The organism is Priestia sp. YIM B13490, from assembly GCF_042787735.1.
In the GTDB taxonomy this organism is placed as follows: Bacteria; Bacillota; Bacilli; order Bacillales; family Bacillaceae_H; genus Priestia; species Priestia megaterium.
Genome location: NZ_JBHZOT010000001.1, coordinates 275960 through 292414 on the forward strand (window position 1 = coordinate 275960; position 16455 = coordinate 292414).

General features: G+C 38.7%; 21 protein-coding genes and 1 riboswitch. Of the genes, 13 read left to right on the forward strand and 8 right to left on the reverse strand.

The genetic code is table 11. The annotated features are described in order from the left end of the window. Positions 1–10 precede the first annotated feature (10 nt). Positions 11–397, reverse strand: a complete 387-nt coding sequence (locus tag ACFX4R_RS01410) for a MerR family transcriptional regulator (protein WP_043978502.1) — start codon at positions 395–397, stop codon at positions 11–13. A 184-nt stretch (positions 398–581) separates the two neighbouring features. On the opposite strand from ACFX4R_RS01410, the gene ACFX4R_RS01415 reads away from it, so the two are divergent. From ACFX4R_RS01415 to ACFX4R_RS01440, 6 genes are all read left to right on the forward strand, one after another. Beyond that, positions 582–752 (forward strand): hypothetical protein, encoded by a 171-nt coding sequence (locus ACFX4R_RS01415; protein ID WP_176528171.1) that lies wholly within the window; start codon positions 582–584, stop codon positions 750–752. Positions 753–814: 62 nt separating this feature from the next. Continuing rightward, on the forward strand, positions 815–973 hold the full coding sequence (locus ACFX4R_RS01420; RefSeq protein WP_162213596.1) for a hypothetical protein: 159 nt from the start codon (positions 815–817) through the stop codon (positions 971–973). Positions 974–1355: 382 nt separating this feature from the next. After that, positions 1356–1877, forward strand: a complete 522-nt coding sequence (locus ACFX4R_RS01425; RefSeq protein ID WP_043978504.1) for a hypothetical protein — start codon at positions 1356–1358, stop codon at positions 1875–1877. Between the two features lie 64 nt (positions 1878–1941). Next, positions 1942–2436: a GNAT family N-acetyltransferase gene (locus ACFX4R_RS01430; RefSeq protein WP_016765155.1), complete on the forward strand. Its 495-nt coding sequence runs from the start codon at positions 1942–1944 to the stop codon at positions 2434–2436. Positions 2437–2456: 20 nt separating this feature from the next. Next, positions 2457–2945 (forward strand): DinB family protein, encoded by a 489-nt coding sequence (locus ACFX4R_RS01435; RefSeq protein ID WP_377569057.1) that lies wholly within the window; start codon positions 2457–2459, stop codon positions 2943–2945. Next, on the forward strand, positions 2929–3096 hold the full coding sequence (locus tag ACFX4R_RS01440) for a hypothetical protein (protein WP_176521208.1): 168 nt from the start codon (positions 2929–2931) through the stop codon (positions 3094–3096). The genes ACFX4R_RS01435 and ACFX4R_RS01440 overlap by 17 nt, the downstream gene beginning before the upstream one ends. Positions 3097–3107: 11 nt before the next feature. Here ACFX4R_RS01440 and ACFX4R_RS01445 read toward each other — a convergent pair whose 3' ends face one another. Beyond that, positions 3108–3749: an MSMEG_1061 family FMN-dependent PPOX-type flavoprotein gene (locus ACFX4R_RS01445; protein ID WP_377568383.1), complete on the reverse strand. Its 642-nt coding sequence runs from the start codon at positions 3747–3749 to the stop codon at positions 3108–3110. Between the two features lie 124 nt (positions 3750–3873). Further along, entirely contained in the window at positions 3874–4119 is a 246-nt protein-coding gene (locus tag ACFX4R_RS01450) for a hypothetical protein (RefSeq protein WP_013058531.1), read from the reverse strand. 306 nt (positions 4120–4425) lie between these two features. Here ACFX4R_RS01450 and ACFX4R_RS01455 point away from each other — a divergent pair, with 306 nt between their 5' ends. Further along, positions 4426–5436: an aldo/keto reductase gene (locus ACFX4R_RS01455; protein WP_043978513.1), complete on the forward strand. Its 1011-nt coding sequence runs from the start codon at positions 4426–4428 to the stop codon at positions 5434–5436. Positions 5437–5633: 197 nt separating this feature from the next. Continuing rightward, a riboswitch (purine riboswitch) is annotated at positions 5634–5737 on the forward strand. A gap of 155 nt (positions 5738–5892) precedes the next feature. After that, positions 5893–6771, forward strand: a complete 879-nt coding sequence (locus tag ACFX4R_RS01460; RefSeq protein ID WP_322552360.1) for a 5'-methylthioadenosine/S-adenosylhomocysteine nucleosidase — start codon at positions 5893–5895, stop codon at positions 6769–6771. A gap of 139 nt (positions 6772–6910) precedes the next feature. Here ACFX4R_RS01460 and ACFX4R_RS01465 read toward each other — a convergent pair whose 3' ends face one another. Beyond that, positions 6911–7645 carry a class I SAM-dependent DNA methyltransferase gene (locus ACFX4R_RS01465; protein WP_280560112.1) on the reverse strand — a complete coding sequence of 245 codons (735 nt, stop codon included), beginning with the start codon at positions 7643–7645 and terminating at the stop codon, positions 6911–6913. Between the two features lie 156 nt (positions 7646–7801). Between ACFX4R_RS01465 and ACFX4R_RS01470 the strand changes: the two genes are divergently transcribed. Next, on the forward strand, positions 7802–9151 hold the full coding sequence (locus tag ACFX4R_RS01470; RefSeq protein WP_165575902.1) for a TcaA NTF2-like domain-containing protein: 1350 nt from the start codon (positions 7802–7804) through the stop codon (positions 9149–9151). Between the two features lie 100 nt (positions 9152–9251). On the opposite strand, the gene ACFX4R_RS01475 is transcribed toward ACFX4R_RS01470, so the two are convergent. The 4 genes from ACFX4R_RS01475 to ACFX4R_RS01490 form a co-directional block, all read right to left on the reverse strand. Continuing rightward, positions 9252–9977, reverse strand: a complete 726-nt coding sequence (locus ACFX4R_RS01475; protein WP_097823144.1) for an AbrB/MazE/SpoVT family DNA-binding domain-containing protein — start codon at positions 9975–9977, stop codon at positions 9252–9254. Positions 9978–10445: 468 nt separating this feature from the next. Beyond that, positions 10446–10601: a hypothetical protein gene (locus ACFX4R_RS01480; RefSeq protein ID WP_014458731.1), complete on the reverse strand. Its 156-nt coding sequence runs from the start codon at positions 10599–10601 to the stop codon at positions 10446–10448. Positions 10602–10745: 144 nt separating this feature from the next. Continuing rightward, positions 10746–10946 carry a hypothetical protein gene (locus tag ACFX4R_RS01485; RefSeq protein ID WP_141425866.1) on the reverse strand — a complete coding sequence of 67 codons (201 nt, stop codon included), beginning with the start codon at positions 10944–10946 and terminating at the stop codon, positions 10746–10748. Between the two features lie 22 nt (positions 10947–10968). Next, on the reverse strand, positions 10969–11487 hold the full coding sequence (locus tag ACFX4R_RS01490; RefSeq protein WP_377568388.1) for a ferritin: 519 nt from the start codon (positions 11485–11487) through the stop codon (positions 10969–10971). A 281-nt stretch (positions 11488–11768) separates the two neighbouring features. On the opposite strand from ACFX4R_RS01490, the gene pgaC reads away from it, so the two are divergent. The 4 genes from pgaC (at position 11769) to ACFX4R_RS01510 (ending at position 16401) form a co-directional block, all read left to right on the forward strand. Beyond that, a complete protein-coding gene (pgaC, locus tag ACFX4R_RS01495) occupies positions 11769–13025 on the forward strand; it encodes a poly-beta-1,6-N-acetyl-D-glucosamine synthase (protein ID WP_162214823.1) in 1257 nt (418 codons plus the stop codon). Next, positions 12983–13444: a poly-beta-1,6-N-acetyl-D-glucosamine biosynthesis protein PgaD gene (gene pgaD / locus ACFX4R_RS01500; RefSeq protein WP_013084506.1), complete on the forward strand. Its 462-nt coding sequence runs from the start codon at positions 12983–12985 to the stop codon at positions 13442–13444. The genes pgaC and pgaD overlap by 43 nt, the downstream gene beginning before the upstream one ends. Further along, on the forward strand, positions 13441–14307 hold the full coding sequence (locus tag ACFX4R_RS01505) for a polysaccharide deacetylase family protein (RefSeq protein ID WP_043978535.1): 867 nt from the start codon (positions 13441–13443) through the stop codon (positions 14305–14307). The genes pgaD and ACFX4R_RS01505 overlap by 4 nt, the downstream gene beginning before the upstream one ends. A gap of 378 nt (positions 14308–14685) precedes the next feature. Next, the gene (locus ACFX4R_RS01510) at positions 14686–16401 is read left to right on the forward strand and encodes a putative bifunctional diguanylate cyclase/phosphodiesterase (RefSeq protein WP_043978537.1); all 1716 of its coding nucleotides are present in this window, start codon (positions 14686–14688) and stop codon (positions 16399–16401) included. The last annotated feature ends 54 nt before the right edge of the window (positions 16402–16455 follow it).

Sequence of the window (16455 nt, forward strand, 5' to 3'; positions counted from 1 at the left end):
ACTTTTATGTTTAAATTTTAATTTCTTTTTGCGTTAATTTTGCTTCTAGTGAGTCGTACAAAGCAAGCTTATAGTTGATTTGTTCAAGGTATTTAAAAGTTTTGGCCATTTCTTCTTCGACCGCTTCTTTGTGCTGAAGCATCATGTTTTTTCGTTCTTTAATTGTGCTTTCGCCTTGTTCATAGAGCTCTACATAGCGCTTGATTTCTGCAAGAGGCATGCCCGTTGAGCGCAGAGCTAAGATAAAACGGATCCATTCAATATTCGTATCATTATAGAGGCGTTTTCCATGTTCATCACGCTCTACAAAAGGAAGGATCCCTTCTTTTTCATAGTAGCGTAAAGTCGGTGCGGAAAGCCCGGTTTTTTCATTCATTTCTTTCATGCTATAAGACAAGATTGTTCACTCCCACTTATGAATCGTAAAGCTTACTTTAAGGTATATGATAATCGATAGTTGAACGTTTTATCAAATTCTTTTTCGTTTTTTGAAAAATATGGAACTTTTATACAGTTTGTCCGTAATAACAAGTAGACAATAAGAAACTTACTGTAAAAGGTTAAGTAAAGGGGATAGAGTAATGAAAAAAGTAAAATGGATTAGTTTTATCCTGCTGCTGATTTCAAGCGGAGTCTTTTTTATCAATCATCAGTACGCCATTTTACTAGCGGCTTGGACCGTGTACGGAATGGCTTTATCACTCCTAGTTTATTTCTTTTCATATGATATGAGTGATTCAAACAAAGAGTAAAAAGCGTATACGCGTTTCTTATTGTCTTCAAAATAAAAGCAGAAAATGAAAGGGTGGAAAAAATGGGAGAACTTTTTTGGATGATTTTGTTCGGAGCGTGTATTTGGGTACCACTAATTTGGAATAAAATTGCGATTGGCAAGCGCATCGCACACGAAGAAAAGAAAGCAGGACGTGATTTAACAGGGGAAATCAATCCGTTTACCGGAGGAAGAATGTAAATAGGCGTAAAAAAAAGCTGTGACAAAAGTATTTTCGTTGAAAGAAGATCCGAATGATGAATTGAGATTCTTAATGCAGAATCAACTTCGTTCGGTTTTTTTATTAGTATGGTGAACGTAGGTGTCATGTATATAGTAGTTTCTAGCTGTTGATTGGAGGACAAGGCGAAGACTCCTGCCGCCCGCGGAAATCGAAGCCTTGCATGGAAATTAACAGCGGTGTAACCAGCAGTCCAGCTTATTTATCCCATTTGTTCGTCTTTAGGTTGGAGTAATTTTGTTATGTCTAAGTCTCTTTATTAGTAAAGAAAACAATAGTTTAATTTTGTTATTAATAGTATAATTAACCATATTTATTTTGGATAGAAAGGCTGATAAAAAGGTGTTCATATTCTTTTTAGCCGGCACTGTACTTGTGCTGGCGATGATTATTTTTTCGCGTACGCTGTGGGTGCCCAGCGGAATGGTAGAACGTCTCAGCAAGAAAAAGTGGTTTCAAAACCATTGGCTAAGCGGAGGCTATTTGTTTGGCATTAATGCTTTATATTTTGGGACTACGATATGTTTACTCTTCCTTCCTATCTTTACTAATATCCCTTATTTGCATCTTGTTCTTATGTTTTTAGCGACGATTGTAAGTATTTTCACGTGGAGCGCCTTTAGTACAGCGTGGACAGGATCATTTAAAAACCGTCTTAAAATGGCTTTAACGGGAAGCAGCTTTTATTTAATATTGGCATTAATTATGGTGATCCAGTGGGTAAGCGTTAAGCCCCTGTATCCCAATGAAGATACGTTTATGCGAGCTTTAGGGTGGATGCTTGGCTTTTTCGTTTCAGCCGTCGCTTTTAGTGTATGTTTTATCTTCACGGCGTTTCTTGGAAAACGTTCAGCACGTGTGTAAGGATATCATCCGTTTTTTAGCGTTTTTTTCTAGTTAACTACTATTCACGAAAGCAGGGGTAAACGTGATTCGAGAAATTTTAGCTTCCGATGCAGCCGCTTTTTTAGCGTTAAATAAAGAGCTTGATCGAGAAACAGCATATATGCTGTACGAGGAAAATGAGCGTGCGATTACACTCGAACAGCAGAAAAAAATGATTACAACTTTTTTAAAGATGCCGAACTCGACCATTTTAGTGGCGGAACAAGACGGACAGCTTGTCGGACATTTATCTGTGATTGGCGGAAGCGTTAATCGAAAAAAACACAGCGCATACTTAGCTGTTGGCGTACTGCGTTCCTATGGAAACCAGGGCATTGGTACTTCATTGTTTGAAGAAATGGAGAACTGGGCGGCGCGTATCGGCATCAAACGAGTAGAGCTAACCGTTATGACCCACAATGAAACGGCCATTTCGCTGTATAAAAAGATGGGTTTTAAAATAGAAGGAAAAAAAATATGTTCGCTCGTTGTAGATGGAAAATCAGTCGATGAATATTATATGGGGAAGGTTTTTTAAAAAACATGTTTAAAGGGGAAATGAATGTGAAATCGACGGTTATTGAGTTAAATGAATGGATGATAAAGTTTCCTAAAAAGCTTGAAGTATTCTCTGAAGCAGCGGCGTCAAACCGTCCTGCTCCTAAGAAGTGGTCCCCGAAAGAAATTGTGGGGCACTTGTGTGACTCAGCCCTTCACAATTTGCAGCGTTTTATCAACGTGCAGCATGAAAAAACACCTTTGGTCCTGACGCCTTACAAACAAGATGAATGGGTAGAACTGCAGCACTATCAAGATATGCCCATGGAAGAAATAGTTGCCCTATGGCGCAGTTTAAATAAGCAAATTGCTTCCATTCTTTTGCATATACCAACAGAAAAGCATATGTATCAATTCGAATTAAAAGATGGAAATCCCGTTTCGCTGCAGTGGTTGGCTAAAGATTATATTGCTCATTTAAAGCATCATATTAAGCAAATTGACGCTCAAATGCCGCTAGGAGGCAAAGAGGATGAAAAAAGAACATAAAAAAGAAGAATCTCAGGTGAAAGCAGATTTTAGAGCAGGCCGCGCCTATGGTGATCATGAATACATAGGAAGTTCGAAAAAAGGGGTGCTTCTTGCTTTGTTACCAATTCTGATCATTGCCGGAAGTATACTGTTTCTGATGGTGAAATGACAAAAGCCGCATTATAGCGGCTTTTTTTCATAGAGGTGCTGAGTTTTGCTTTCTTCGGGATTGTTGCGGCTTTCTAGGGTGGAAAAGCCTGCGTGTTCTGCGACTATTTTAGCTGCGGAAGGAAGCGTTTCGACTCTTTCCCAAGATGCTGGATTCCACAGCTTTGATCGCTTGAATGCTTTGCTGCAGTGGAGAAAGCATTCTTGTACTTCGACGCCGATAGCGAGCAGCGGAGTTTTATTGTGAACCGTCATTGTTTCAAGCAGCGCTTTTTCTTTTACAATGCAAGCTTTGCCGTTAATCCGCAGTGTTTCTTCTATGCCTGGAATCAAAAAAAGCAGCCCTATTTGAGGATTAGATAAAATATTTTCCAATGAATCTACTTTTTGATTGCCGCGCCTCTCTGGAATCAATAGCCTTTTCTCATCGACGACTTGTACAAAACCAGGGTGATCCCCCCGCGGAGAACTGTCGCAAATTCCTTTATAATCAGCTGTAGCGATGATAACAAAAGGGGAATGTTTAATAAATTCCCGGCAGTGTCGATCTAAATAAGAAATTATTTTTTGATGCGCCAATTTGTTAGGCGCGCCGACTATATGGCGAAGCTCTTGCTTCGTTTTTACTTGTTCTTTAAAATGACTGTTTTCCATTCCGTTTTTCACTCCTACTTTTTGCGTATACTGAAAATACCATTTTTACATGTGAAATACTATATTTTTATACTTAAAAAACAGAAAAATCAGTATATTAAAATGGAGTAGAAGTGCTATAACGCTAGCTTCGGTCTTTTTTTAAATTTTTGATTGCGTTATCAAATATGTCATTAACCGTCTTCATATGTTCGCTGACGAGATGATTCGAGTCTTTTTCTCGCTGGCGCATGTCTTTCAACAAATCATCCATATCATCTAGCAGACTTTGAAAATATTCATCTTTTTGTTCTTCTTTCATTGTGGAATCGTCCATTTCATCAAGCTTATCGAGCTTATCTTCAATTTTTTTGAAGTATTCATCTCTCAAGAATCTCACCTCATTTATAAAGTAGCTTTCTGCTTATTGTATGCAAAATGTTTGTTTGCATGAGTAAGAAGTAGAAAGTACATAAATAAAAGGAGAGTCTGAAAAGCTCATTTACTCCTTAGTAGGTTACTTTTTAGTTCCCATATTACTTTGAAGTGCGTACTTTTTTTTATTGTGTATATGCTTCATAATAAATTTTGTCAGGAGATAATATGACATTTAATGAATAGATCAGTCGTTGAGTTTACCTTCATACTGATCAATTTCTAAAATAGAATTATAAAAATTTCAGGAGGTTTTATGAATATGAGAGAGATACTGCAAGGAAAACTAGGTTTTGGAACGGCACCTCTGGGCAATATGTATCGTAATATTCCAGAAGAAGAGGCCATTGCGACGGTCGATGCAGCTTGGGAAAGCGGCATCCGTTACTTTGATGCAGCTCCTCTTTACGGAGCTGGCTTAGCCGAGATACGCCTTGGTGAAGCACTATCAAAAAGAAATCGCGATGAGTATGTGCTAAGTACGAAAGTAGGTCGCGTTATTTCAGATGAACTAGAAGACACATCTTCACGTGATATGGGAGAAAAAGGCGGGCTTTTTGAATTTGGCCGTAAAAATAAAATTATCAATGACTACAGCGCAGATGCCACTCTTCGTTCGATCGAGCAAAGCTTAAATCGTTTAAAAACAGATCGCTTAGACTTTGTGTATATTCATGATGTTGCGCAAGATTTTTATGGAGATGAGTGGGTAGGACAATTTGAGTCTGCTCGAACGGGCGCATTTCGTGTGCTTACACGTTTGCGTGAAGAAGGAGTTATTAAAGGATGGGGACTTGGAGTAAACCGAGTAGAGCCAATTGAAATTATGCTGGAGCTGGAAGAAGCAAAGCCGGATGTCTCGTTGCTAGCTGGCCGTTACACGTTATTAGATCATGAGCGTGCGCTGCAGCGAGTAATGCCCGAAGCCGTAAAGCATAATATGGACATTGTTGTCGGCGGACCATACAGCTCAGGCGTTCTTGCTGGAGGTACGCACTTTGAATATCAAAAAGCATCTTCAGACATTATGGCAAAAGTAGAAAAAATCAAAGCTATTGCAGATCGTCATCAGATCAGCATTAAGGCTGCTGCTGTCCAATTTTCACTGGCTAATCCAGCGGTTGCCGCTGTTATTCCTGGTGCTAGTCGTCCTGAGCGTATTGCTGAAGATAAAGCAGCATTAAACACAGTAATTCCGGCAGCCTTCTGGGAAGAAATGCGTGAACAGAAGCTTGTAGCTCCTCATGCACCGCTGCCAATTAACGTGAAGTGAAGGTGGAAAGATAAATATAGGTTTTCAGTAAGTATAAAAAGTGTCTCGAAGTTTCGGTTTTGAGACACTTTTTTTGTATTGAGATAGAAATTAACAAAAGATTCAGCAGGTTTCAATCATAAAAACGAACATTTAAACAATTTTTTAATTAAAATATTCGTCTGTGTATTGAATAACCATTTTGTATTTGATACATTTAGAAAGTGAAAAATATTACTCGTATATGCTTGGAAATATGGTCTGAGTGTCTCTACCTGGTTCCCATTCAAAGAACTGGACTACGAGTTAAAGTGTAAAAACGTTCGGTTTATCAATACATAAATGTTATTCCGTGCTTAACTTCTTATACTTTGACTCTAAAAAGCTTAGAAAATCAAAAGTGTTATAGGTTTTTTCTTTTGTCCAATCATCGAGTGTATGAAACAACAAAACGAAATGGAGTGAAAGTAACAATCTATGAAGAACAAGATGCTAAAAACAGGGGCTTTACTTACTATTGGTATGATTTTATTATTATCTGTACTTGCCGGGTGTAACGCAGCTTCAAAAAAGGAAGCCGGAGATAAACAGAAGCAGAAGCCTATTATTGTTCAAGGGCCGATGCCGATAGAAGCGCAGAAATTCGCTAAAAAATTAGAAAATGTCAAAGAAGAAAAGTCGGGGAATTTTGTTTTTTACAAAGGAAGTGTCGATAATTATCCGGTTATTATAGTTAAAACGGGAAAAGGAATGGAAAACACGGCAGCTGCTACAGCGATAGCTATAGAAAAATACCATCCTAGAGCAATTATCAATCAAGGAACATCAGGCGGACATGATGAAAATCTGAACGTGTTTGATATTGTATTAGGAAAGAGAACAACGAATATAGGCTCCTTAAAAACAGGCGATAAAAAAGAAGGCGAAGGAATGGACCCTGCTGCGTGGAAGCCGATGGATTTAATGGCTTCTGAAGGAAGCGCTGGTGAAGATCCTGATGCTGAAAAAGCTCGCTATTATGAAGGAGATAAGAAGTTACTGGCGGCTGCAAACGCAGTAAAAGATACATATAAAAAAGGAAAAGTAGTAGAAGGAACGATAGGATCAGCGGACACGTGGAATAACGAAGTGGATCGAATTAAGTGGTTCCATACTAAGTACGGGACGTCTGTAGAAGAAATGGAAGGCGCAGCGGCAGCACAAATTGCAGGAAGCTATGACGTTCCATTCTTAGGTATTAGAGTGCTATCTAACAATAAAGTAAACGGTGGAAAATATAATCCAAACACAGCAGCAGCTTGCCAAGACTATGTTTATGAAGTAATTAAACATTATATTAGCACAAACGCTAAGTAAATCTTTCTTTAAAAAAGCATCAGACCCTTTGTTTACTTAACAAAGGGTTTGATGCTTTTTTGGTCAAATAATTGAAAATGACTACGCATGGATTCTACCTATAGAAAGACTAGTTAAGATCTTTCTTAGTATTTTTAGTTTATCTATTCTTCACGCCGCTCATCAGTAAAAACAAAGGAATACGCATTCGCCGCTCGTAAGTTTCAGCGCTGTCGAAATATTCTTTTTGAGGACATGCTTCTTTTAAATTTGTAACGGTGAATCCGCTTTGCTGCATCAAAGAAAAGTACTCTTCAAGCGTGCGATGATACTTTTGAACGTATCCGCCCATCCATTGCTGCTGACGGAATCCCATTGAGAAGTAGTTATCCACGGTCCAGTTTGTGCGCAGAGCAGAAGGTTGCAAAGTGGAAGTAATGACTGGATGTTCCACAGAAAAAATAAATCTTCCTTCAGGTTTGAGTGCTTGATTCACTTTAGCGAAAATGGAGGATAAGTCTTCCATGTAGTGGAGAGACAGTCTTGCAGTAACCAAATCGTATTCGGTGCGTGGTGGAGTATAATGCTCCATCGATTCATGGAGCACTCTTGCATTTGGATAGTTTAAAAGCTGTTGCTGAGCCGCGTTTATCATATTGATAGAGCCGTCTACTCCGGTATAAGAGAAACATCCCTGTTCAAGAAGCTCCGCACCAAATCCAGCGTTTCCGCACCCTAAATCTAAAACGTTTGCATCTGTAACATCACCTAGAAGCTGTAAAATGGCCGGTTTTTCAATCGTATCGTTGGCATTTTCTTTTTGCTGCCGACGTTTTGTATAGGCCAAAAACGTCTCGTCATTATCGTAAAATTCAGCTCCTGTTGAGATCTTCAACTAAATCAGCCTCCTCTATGCAAAGTACCTCATTATACACATATATTGAAATTATTTACAACAATTTTGATGGATATGGAAATTATGTTTTATTTTAGTATAATTGTAGTGTTAATGAATCATTCTGTGTAACTAGATAAGAAAAGAGGAGAAGTCATGAAACGTTCCACTATAAGTGTCAGTGTGGCTAGTATTCTGCTGTCGGTTAGTTTACTTATAAGCGGCTGTCAGCAAAATGAGGTATCTTCCCGCGACGAAAAAGAAAGCATCACTTCAAGTGCTCAACATCCTGAACAAAAAGAAAGTGCTATTCACACATCGGAGCAAAATGATGATAAGGAAAAGGGCAACAATCAAAAGTCAAGAACTCTTTCAACAAATACTACAGCTTCTACTAAAGATGAAAACAACGTATCTACCCCTACAAAACAAACGGCTAATGTATTAATCAAGTCATATTTGCAAGGTTTAATAAAAGGAATCAACAACGGTTCTTTCAAAGAAGTAAACAGCTATCTGGTGAAAGGAAGTTCTCTTTATAGAGATCAACAGTCTTTAATTAGTCATTTACATGGCAAAGGAATTCAAGAAAGATTAGTAGATTATGAAGTGGTTGACTTTAAAAAAGCAGGCTCTGCTTATGATATCCAAACCCATGAAGTGATTATGATTGTTCAGCCTAATGGTTCAGAAACGATAAAAGAGTATGATTGGGTATATTCAGCGGTATGGTCGGATGATCAATTACGCTTAAAGGATATTTCTAATGCAGGGAACACTGCTTCCATCAAAGCATCAGAACCATCGACGCAAAACAGCGGAAACTATGACGGAGAATGGTCAAGAGATATTCATCATCAAGAAGCAGGATTAACTATCACTAATTCAACAAGCAGCTCTTTTGATTTTACAATAGGTGCAGTATACGGTGCGAATGCAGGAGGAATAGAAGGAAAAGCAGAGGTGGAAGGAAATAAAGCTATTTATAAAGACACGGAAGAAGCTACGGAATGCATACTAAACTTCACGTTAAGTCAAAAAGAAATCAAAATTGATGCTACTGCAGGCTGTTCCTATTACGGCGGGGTAAATGTTTCTTTCGACGGCACGTATAAAAAAGGAAAGATCACAGAACATACGAAGACATTATCAGAGCTTGATATCCTTCCAATTGAACAGGATGAAAATGTGAAAAAACTTGTAGGAAATGACTACAAAACACTTGTTGATAACTTTCAAATCGTCCATGAAGAAAAAGATTTAGACGGCTTAGGAGCGACAGCGCTATCAGGTGGAGTAACCGGTTTGTACACGCTTATGGAAGGAATCATTGAGTATGATAAGCAAGGCTATTATTACGTAGCGTTAATTGTTGACAGTGACAAAGTAAAATTCTACACGAATAATCCCGCATATCGAGATCGTATCACACTCACAGTAAAAGAGTGGATGAGCCGCTTTAGCGATTATCCAGTAGAGACAATATATAAAGAAATAAAAAAATAAGTCTAAAAGCTAAGAGTCGAGTATAGAAAGGGTCAGTCTATGCGTAACTCTTAGCTTTTGCTTTGAAGCCGTAGGAAACCATTTGTTTTTGGCGTCGTTCTTATTTCGGTGATTTTTCAACAATTGCTGCGTCTATTTGCTGAGATAATACGCTGCTAATCTCTTTTTCACTCTCCACTTTTTCTAAAATGAGCTGCTTATTACCTGTCTTGATTTTTAACATCGTACCTGAGTGGATGGAGAAATCATCTCGCAGCTTTTTAGGAATAGTAAGTCGAAAACGGTCATCAATTTTTCGAGATTGAGCCGTAAATGTTAAAGTCGTTTTCTTCCCAAAACTCATTTCATATTTTTGAATCACAATGTTATTTTCTTTGTTAATAAAAAATTGAACCTCCATGTTTGCATCCAATTCCACGGACGTTAAAAGTTCAGAAGTGAGCTGAATCTGCCGGCCGGTTAATGTTGCATAATAAGGAGGAGCCACCGCAGGTTTTTGTGAAAGCGCTATCGATTTTTCGTCTCTTTTTTTCATAACAATTTGCTGTTCTACCACGTATAGTTCTACATAATCAAAGGGCTTAAGTTCATAGTCATCTCGCAGGGATTTTGGGATGACTATTCTACCCATATGGTCAATTGTTCGAATGAAGATATGAGAAGGAACCGGGACATTTTCATCATGATGATCGATAATAATCCAATCATCACAGCTCCGCAAAAAAACTTTGTCGTTTGTCTCGAGTTTTGTTAGTTGCATAAACAAAGAAGGAAGGGATACTCTTCCCATTTCGTCAATTATACACTCTTCTTTTTTTGTACGCATCTTGCTATTTAATCCTTTCTAAAAACATTTTAGATGGGGTATGTTACTTAAATTACACAGCATTTATTTCTTTGTCAAATGAAGCAAATGAGTATTTATTCATCCTACAGATTGAGAAATACAGGAAGTTTGACCTCATTCAGTAGATGCACAGCTGTCCCATGTAAAAGGTAATCATCTGAAGAAAACAGTTAATCTGTTAATTAGAAAAGCATAGAATAAAAGCGTTTTTCTTTCTTTTGATTTTATTGTCAGAAACAAAGGTTTAAAAAGGAGCTTCCTTCCTTTTCTAAAGAGTAGGTTTTTTATTAACAAAATGCAGCCGGATTTACGCTGAATGATGAATAGATTTATGCATATTAAGTCGAGAAAAAAATTTCAAGCGGAGCTTTTTTTACTTGTTTTGAAGAGCAGTTATAGTCGAAGGATAAAGAAAAAAGCTCAAAAAAATGAGCTTTGAACCAATTTTTATCGTTTTTCAACCAGCAGTAAGATGAAGGTAGCAAGCGGTCCTAAAGCAAGAGATAATAAGAACCAGTTCAGACCCGTTCGATTTTTACCTTGCGCTAATCCGGCATTAATTAAAGCCAGCGTTCCCCATCCTACAACGTATTGATTATCCATATGACACCCCGCTAATAATTGTTTCTTTATTTGATTAACAAAACCTATATTAGCATAAATATCCATATTTTTGATTGGAATTCCTGAATTAGGGTGGAGAAACGGTGAATTTCTTCAAGAAGCAAGGTTCTTATTCTCCTTAACTTAGTGAAGGTAGTAGTGAATAAGAGAAGGGTGCACGTAGTAGACGTGAACATATTGAGGTCGATGATAGTGAAGCTGATGCATATATTGATTCATAAGCCTTTGAATGGCGTTATACACATTAGGCGGATAGCCATAATAGCCGTGGTGAATACCAACTCGAAACAAGGAAACGGGCGTCGTGTTATTGGTTCTGCACATTGTGCTACACTTTTCTGCGCTTTTAACCTTGCATAGCTGCTCCACCCGCTGGTGCAGCTTTCCGCTGTCCTAGTTCTTGATCGAGTATAAAAATAGCTGCAGGGTTATTTTGGGCGATTTTTAGACGGTCTACAATCGTTTGAGCTTGAGCTTCTTCGTCGACTTGTTCTCGTAAAAAGTCCTGCACGATGACTAACGTTTGAGGGTCATTCGCTTGGCTGATAAATTGAAACGCTTGACGATAAGAATTCGTGACGAACTTCTCATGCTCCAATACTTTTTGAAACGTTTCTAACGGTGATCCAAACTCACTTGGCTGAGCAGGCAAAGAGCTTAATTCTACCGTTCCGCCGCGGTCAACTAAGTAGTCAATAAGTTTTAGCATATGAGTGCGTTCTTCTTGAGACTGCAGACGCAGCCAGCTGCCCATTCCTTTATAGTTTAATCGATTCATATAGTTAGACATAGCTAGGTATAAAGTAGAAGAGACGTGTTCAAGTTGAATTAAGTTATTGAGCAGCTTTTGAATTTGTTCGTTCATATTTGTTATTCCTCCTTAGGGAAAAGGGTTTTTTCGTATACTACCTGCAACCATCACGCTTTTAATCTATAAAGATACTATATGTCACTTCTTTAAGTAGGTAACTTGCCCATCCTTTATTGGTGCTTCTTACTTACATTTAAGGGTTGTATAATATAGGAATAAAAGTGGTTTAAAAGTATCTTTTTTTAGATGGTTAAAATTACTATGTTCTATTTAACCAATTTAGTGATAAAATTGTCACTCTGTGCAATTTTAATTGGTGTGAAGGAGTCAGAAAAATGAATATGCAACACGTATTAATACCTGGATTTGAAAAGCTTGCGAGCTTTGTTTTCTGGTATCCATTTATTATGTCTTTATTTTGGATTGCAGGCACGCTTATTTACATACGCTATCGCGACCGAGATCCTAAAGTTGATTTTTCAACAATTGAATGGCCGCTAGTGAGCTTTTTAGTGCCTTGCTATAACGAAGAAGAGACGATTGAAGAAACGCTTAAGCACCTTTTGGCGTTAGATTATCCGTCTAAAGAAATCATCCTTATTAACGATGGCAGTACGGATGGAACAGCTGCTATTTTAAAGGAAATCAGCAGAAATCACCCTGAAGTTCGTGTGATTCAGCTTTATGAAAATAAAGGAAAAGCCAACGCGTTACATTTAGGTGCGCATGCATCTAAAGCTGAGTTTTTAATCTGCTTAGATTCCGACGCTATTTTAGATCAAGACGCTCCATATTATCTAATCCATCATTTTCTTCATAAAGGGGAACGGCTGGGAGCCGTTACCGGAAATCCGCGCATTCGAAACCGTAATACGCTGCTGAGCCGCATTCAGCTAGTTGAGTATTCTTCTATTATCGGTTCTATTAAACGAACACAGCGAATTTTAGGAAAAGTAATGACGGTCTCAGGCGTAGTAGTAGCTTTTCGAAAGAAAGCACTTGTGGACGTCGGGCTGTGGGATCGTGACATGATTACGGAAGATATCGCCGTGAGCTGGAAGCTGCAGCAGCGCTTTTGGGATATCCGCTATGAACCGCGGGCATTGTGCTGGATGCTTGTGCCCGAAACCTTAAAAGGAATTTGGAACCAGCGAGTACGCTGGGCTCAAGGCGGACAAGAGGTAATGCTTCGCCACTGGAAAGTGTTATTAAAATGGAAGCAGCGCAGAATTTGGATTGTATACCTAGAGCAGTGGATCAGTACCCTTTGGTCATTCGCATGGCTGTTTGTGACTATCATGCTGCTTGTTACGGCGAGCAGCCCCCAAGACATGCTGTTTTGGTTTACGTTTACGTCATTTTCCCTGGTGTTTATGAGCTTAATTCAACTGTTTATTGCGCTGAAAATTGATTCGAAATACGACAACGTGAAGCGGTATTACGTATGGGCTGCATGGTACCCGGCGCTTTATTGGATTGTGAATACGATTGTGGTAGTGGGCGCATTTCCTCGTGCTATCAGATCTAGAGTGAAAGGAGGCTATGCTACATGGAGCAGTCCAGACCGCGGCTTAACGAAGAGCAAATCATGATTCAAGCCAAACAGCCTCTTGCTCGATTAGTGATAAGCATCATTGTTTCCTCTGTTTTTTGGCTCTATTGTGCCATTGTTCTTTGGTTTTTCCTTTCAGCTGTTATCGGCGTAAATGACCGTTACAGCGGGGTATTAAAAATTGCATTCAAAACGACGAACGGCGAAATTCGAACATTTTTAGTAATTGGACTCGCTATTTTTTGCTTCTTTTTCCTGGCTCTGTTTCTATGGAGATCCTACAACAAAAAGAGATTTGGAAGCTTAAACCGACGAAAAGAGCCGGCGTATACGAGTATTAAAGATTTAGAGCGTCTTGAGCTTTTATCTAAGGATCAAATTCAGGAGCTTCAGCGTGCACAGTACATCGAGTTTGATGTTAATCCGTTAAAACATACTGAAGAGAGGAAGCACGCATGAAGAAATATGTATTCTTTCTTTTGATTGCGGCAGCGGTAGTTGGCTTTATTTTCTTTAAAGTAGTGAACTGGGAAGACAAGGCGGAAGCAACAACGACCGTGGAGCCAGCGCTTGGGACGAACGGATGCTTAGGCTTAAATTATCATCGCGTGCGCAAGCATAATTGGTTTAATCGAGTTGTCAGCTCAGTTACAAAGTCTGACGAACTGACAGAGTACAGCGTCTACAGCAATGATTTTGAACATCAGTTAAAAAAGCTGAAGGAACTTGACGCTACGTTTGTTACGCCAAAAGATATTGAAGCGTATCAGCAAAAAGGCACGTTTCCAAAGCGCTGCGTATGGATTTCATTTGATGATATTGACCGTACCGTTTATCAAAACGCGTTTCCCATTTTAAAAAAGGAAAACATTCCGTTTACGCTATATGTAATCGCAGGACAAGTGGGAGCAACGGATTTTCAAAATTTAAACATGGCTTCGTGGAGTCAGCTAAAAGAAATGAAAGACAGCGGCCTTGCGACAATCGGTTCGCATACATATGATATGCACCGTTTAGAAGAAGACAAGCCTTTATTTCTGACGCCTGCTAAATACAGCGCGTTTGCTGAAGACTTACGAAAAAGCAAAGAAACGATTAAGAACCATTTAGGAATAGACCCAGTTTACTTTGCATATCCATACGGCAATACAAATGATGACGTAGCTAAGATTGTGAAAGGTGCTGGTTTTCACCAAGCCGCTATCTTAGCGCCGCATCTTATTACAAAAGATAACGACCCATATTATCTGAACCGAATTGTTGTATACAACAAAACCTTTCAAAACTTTATTCTCCCGTGGCTGACGCGTACGAGCACGTAAGAAGAAAGTGTAAAAAGCCTCTGTCTAAAGCAGAGGCTTTTTTTGTTCACCATCAAAAGGTATGTCGATTAAGTGAAGAAAGTACACTTTCATTTCTATAAAAATCATTTTAATGGTACCATAGAAAAGTTGTGATAAAAGACATGGACAAACGAAACAATCTATCAATTTTTTCACGAACTTCTTGTAAGAAGTTTGTGAAGGTGAAAAGAGGAAAACAGTGATCCTACGCTTGCTATTTTAATAATGTAAGGTAATCGGACAGATTAATTCGTTATCCGTTACTGGTTAATTTGTATTCATTATTCACGATTCCTCTCTATCATTTCGTCATGGGTTTTGTTTTATCGTTAAAATTTTGATAAAGGTGTATAGGCTATGGAAAACAGGCATTTTGAATATAAATTTAAAGAAGCGCTGAAAAAACTAAATGATATTGAACTTGCGTTAAATGAATCATCGATTGTAGCGATTACGGATAGTCGCGGATTCATCAATCACGTGAACGATAAATTCTGTGAAATTTCTAAGTACGAAAGACATGAGCTTCTCGGTCAGGATCATCGTATTATTAATTCGAAACATCATTCAAGCTTGTTTTTTAAAGAGTTATGGAGCACGATCAGATCCGGTAAGGTATGGCATGGAGAAATAAAAAATAAGGCAAAAGACGGTTCGTACTACTGGGTGGATACAACCATTGTTCCTTTTTTAGATGAGCGGGGTAAGCCGTATCAGTACGTATCGATTCGCAATGATATTACAAAACGAAAAGCATATGAAGAAAAAATTAAGCAAATGGCTTATTATGATCCGTTAACCAATTTGCCTAATCGCTATTGGTTAAACAAGCAGCTGAAAAAACTGCTTTTAAATCGGGAATCTCCTGAACTGTTGGCCATTTTATTTTTGGATTTAGACCGCTTTAAATCAATAAATGATACGCTTGGCCATCATCACGGCGATGTGCTGCTGAGGCGCGTAGCAGAAAGGTTAAGAAAATGTATTCCTTCCTCTGATTTTATCTCGCGGCACGGGGGCGATGAGTTCATTTTAGTGCTGCATTCACTACAAACTGTTGAGGAAATTGAAGAAATGACCGAGCAGATTGTAAAAGAAATGTCGCTTCCTTTTTATATAGACGGAGATAAAGTGCTAACCTCTACAAGCGTTGGTATCAGCCTATTTTCAAAGGAATGTCAGCAGCATATTATTCCAAAAGACGCAGATGAACTAATCGACCGGCTGATCAAGCAAGCAGATATTGCGATGTATGTAGCAAAACGCAATGGACGAAACACATATGAAATGAGTTCGTCTTCATCTAATGAACGAATAATTAAAACAATCAGCATGGAGAATGAGTTAAAGTATGCGCTAGAAAGAGAGGAATTTCAGCTCGTTTATCAGCCGTTAATCGATTTAAAAACGTCTGATGTCATAGGGGCAGAAGCGCTTATTCGCTGGAATAGCGCAAAATTTGGTACCGTCTATCCAAATGAATTTTTGCCTATTTTAGAAGAAGTGGGGCTAATTGTGCCGGTTGGCAAGTGGGTGTTGGAAGAAGCGTGTAAGCAGATGAAAGCATGGACGGAGCTGAATTCACAAGCGAGTAAAATAGGAGTGAACGTATCACCTATTCAGCTGAAGTCCTCACGATTCGTAGCGGAGATGGAACAAATTTTGAAAAAAACGGGCCTTGAGCCGCACTTTCTGGAACTTGAAATCACTGAAAGCGTTATTCAAAACAGTCAAGAATCAAAAAAAGTGTTAAACCGTCTGCGGAGTCTAGGCGTAAAAGTGGCGATGGATGATTTCGGAACGTGCTATTCATCCCTTAGCTATCTCAAACACTTGCCGATTAATACGTTAAAAATTGATAAATCATTTATTGACGACTTAGACGAAGTTGGAAAAGTACTGGTGGAAACGATTATTCAAATGGGAAAGAAACTTAACTTTGATCTAACTGCAGAAGGAATCGAAAACGAAGAACAGCTGCAGTTTGTGACGGAGCAAGGCTGTCATATCGGTCAAGGCTATCTATTCGATAAGCCGCTTTCTCCCGAGGAAATGAGCCGTTTGTTGAAATGAAGGAAAATCCTATGTACGGAAAGAAGCTCTTTAATAGAGCTTCTTTTATGGTTT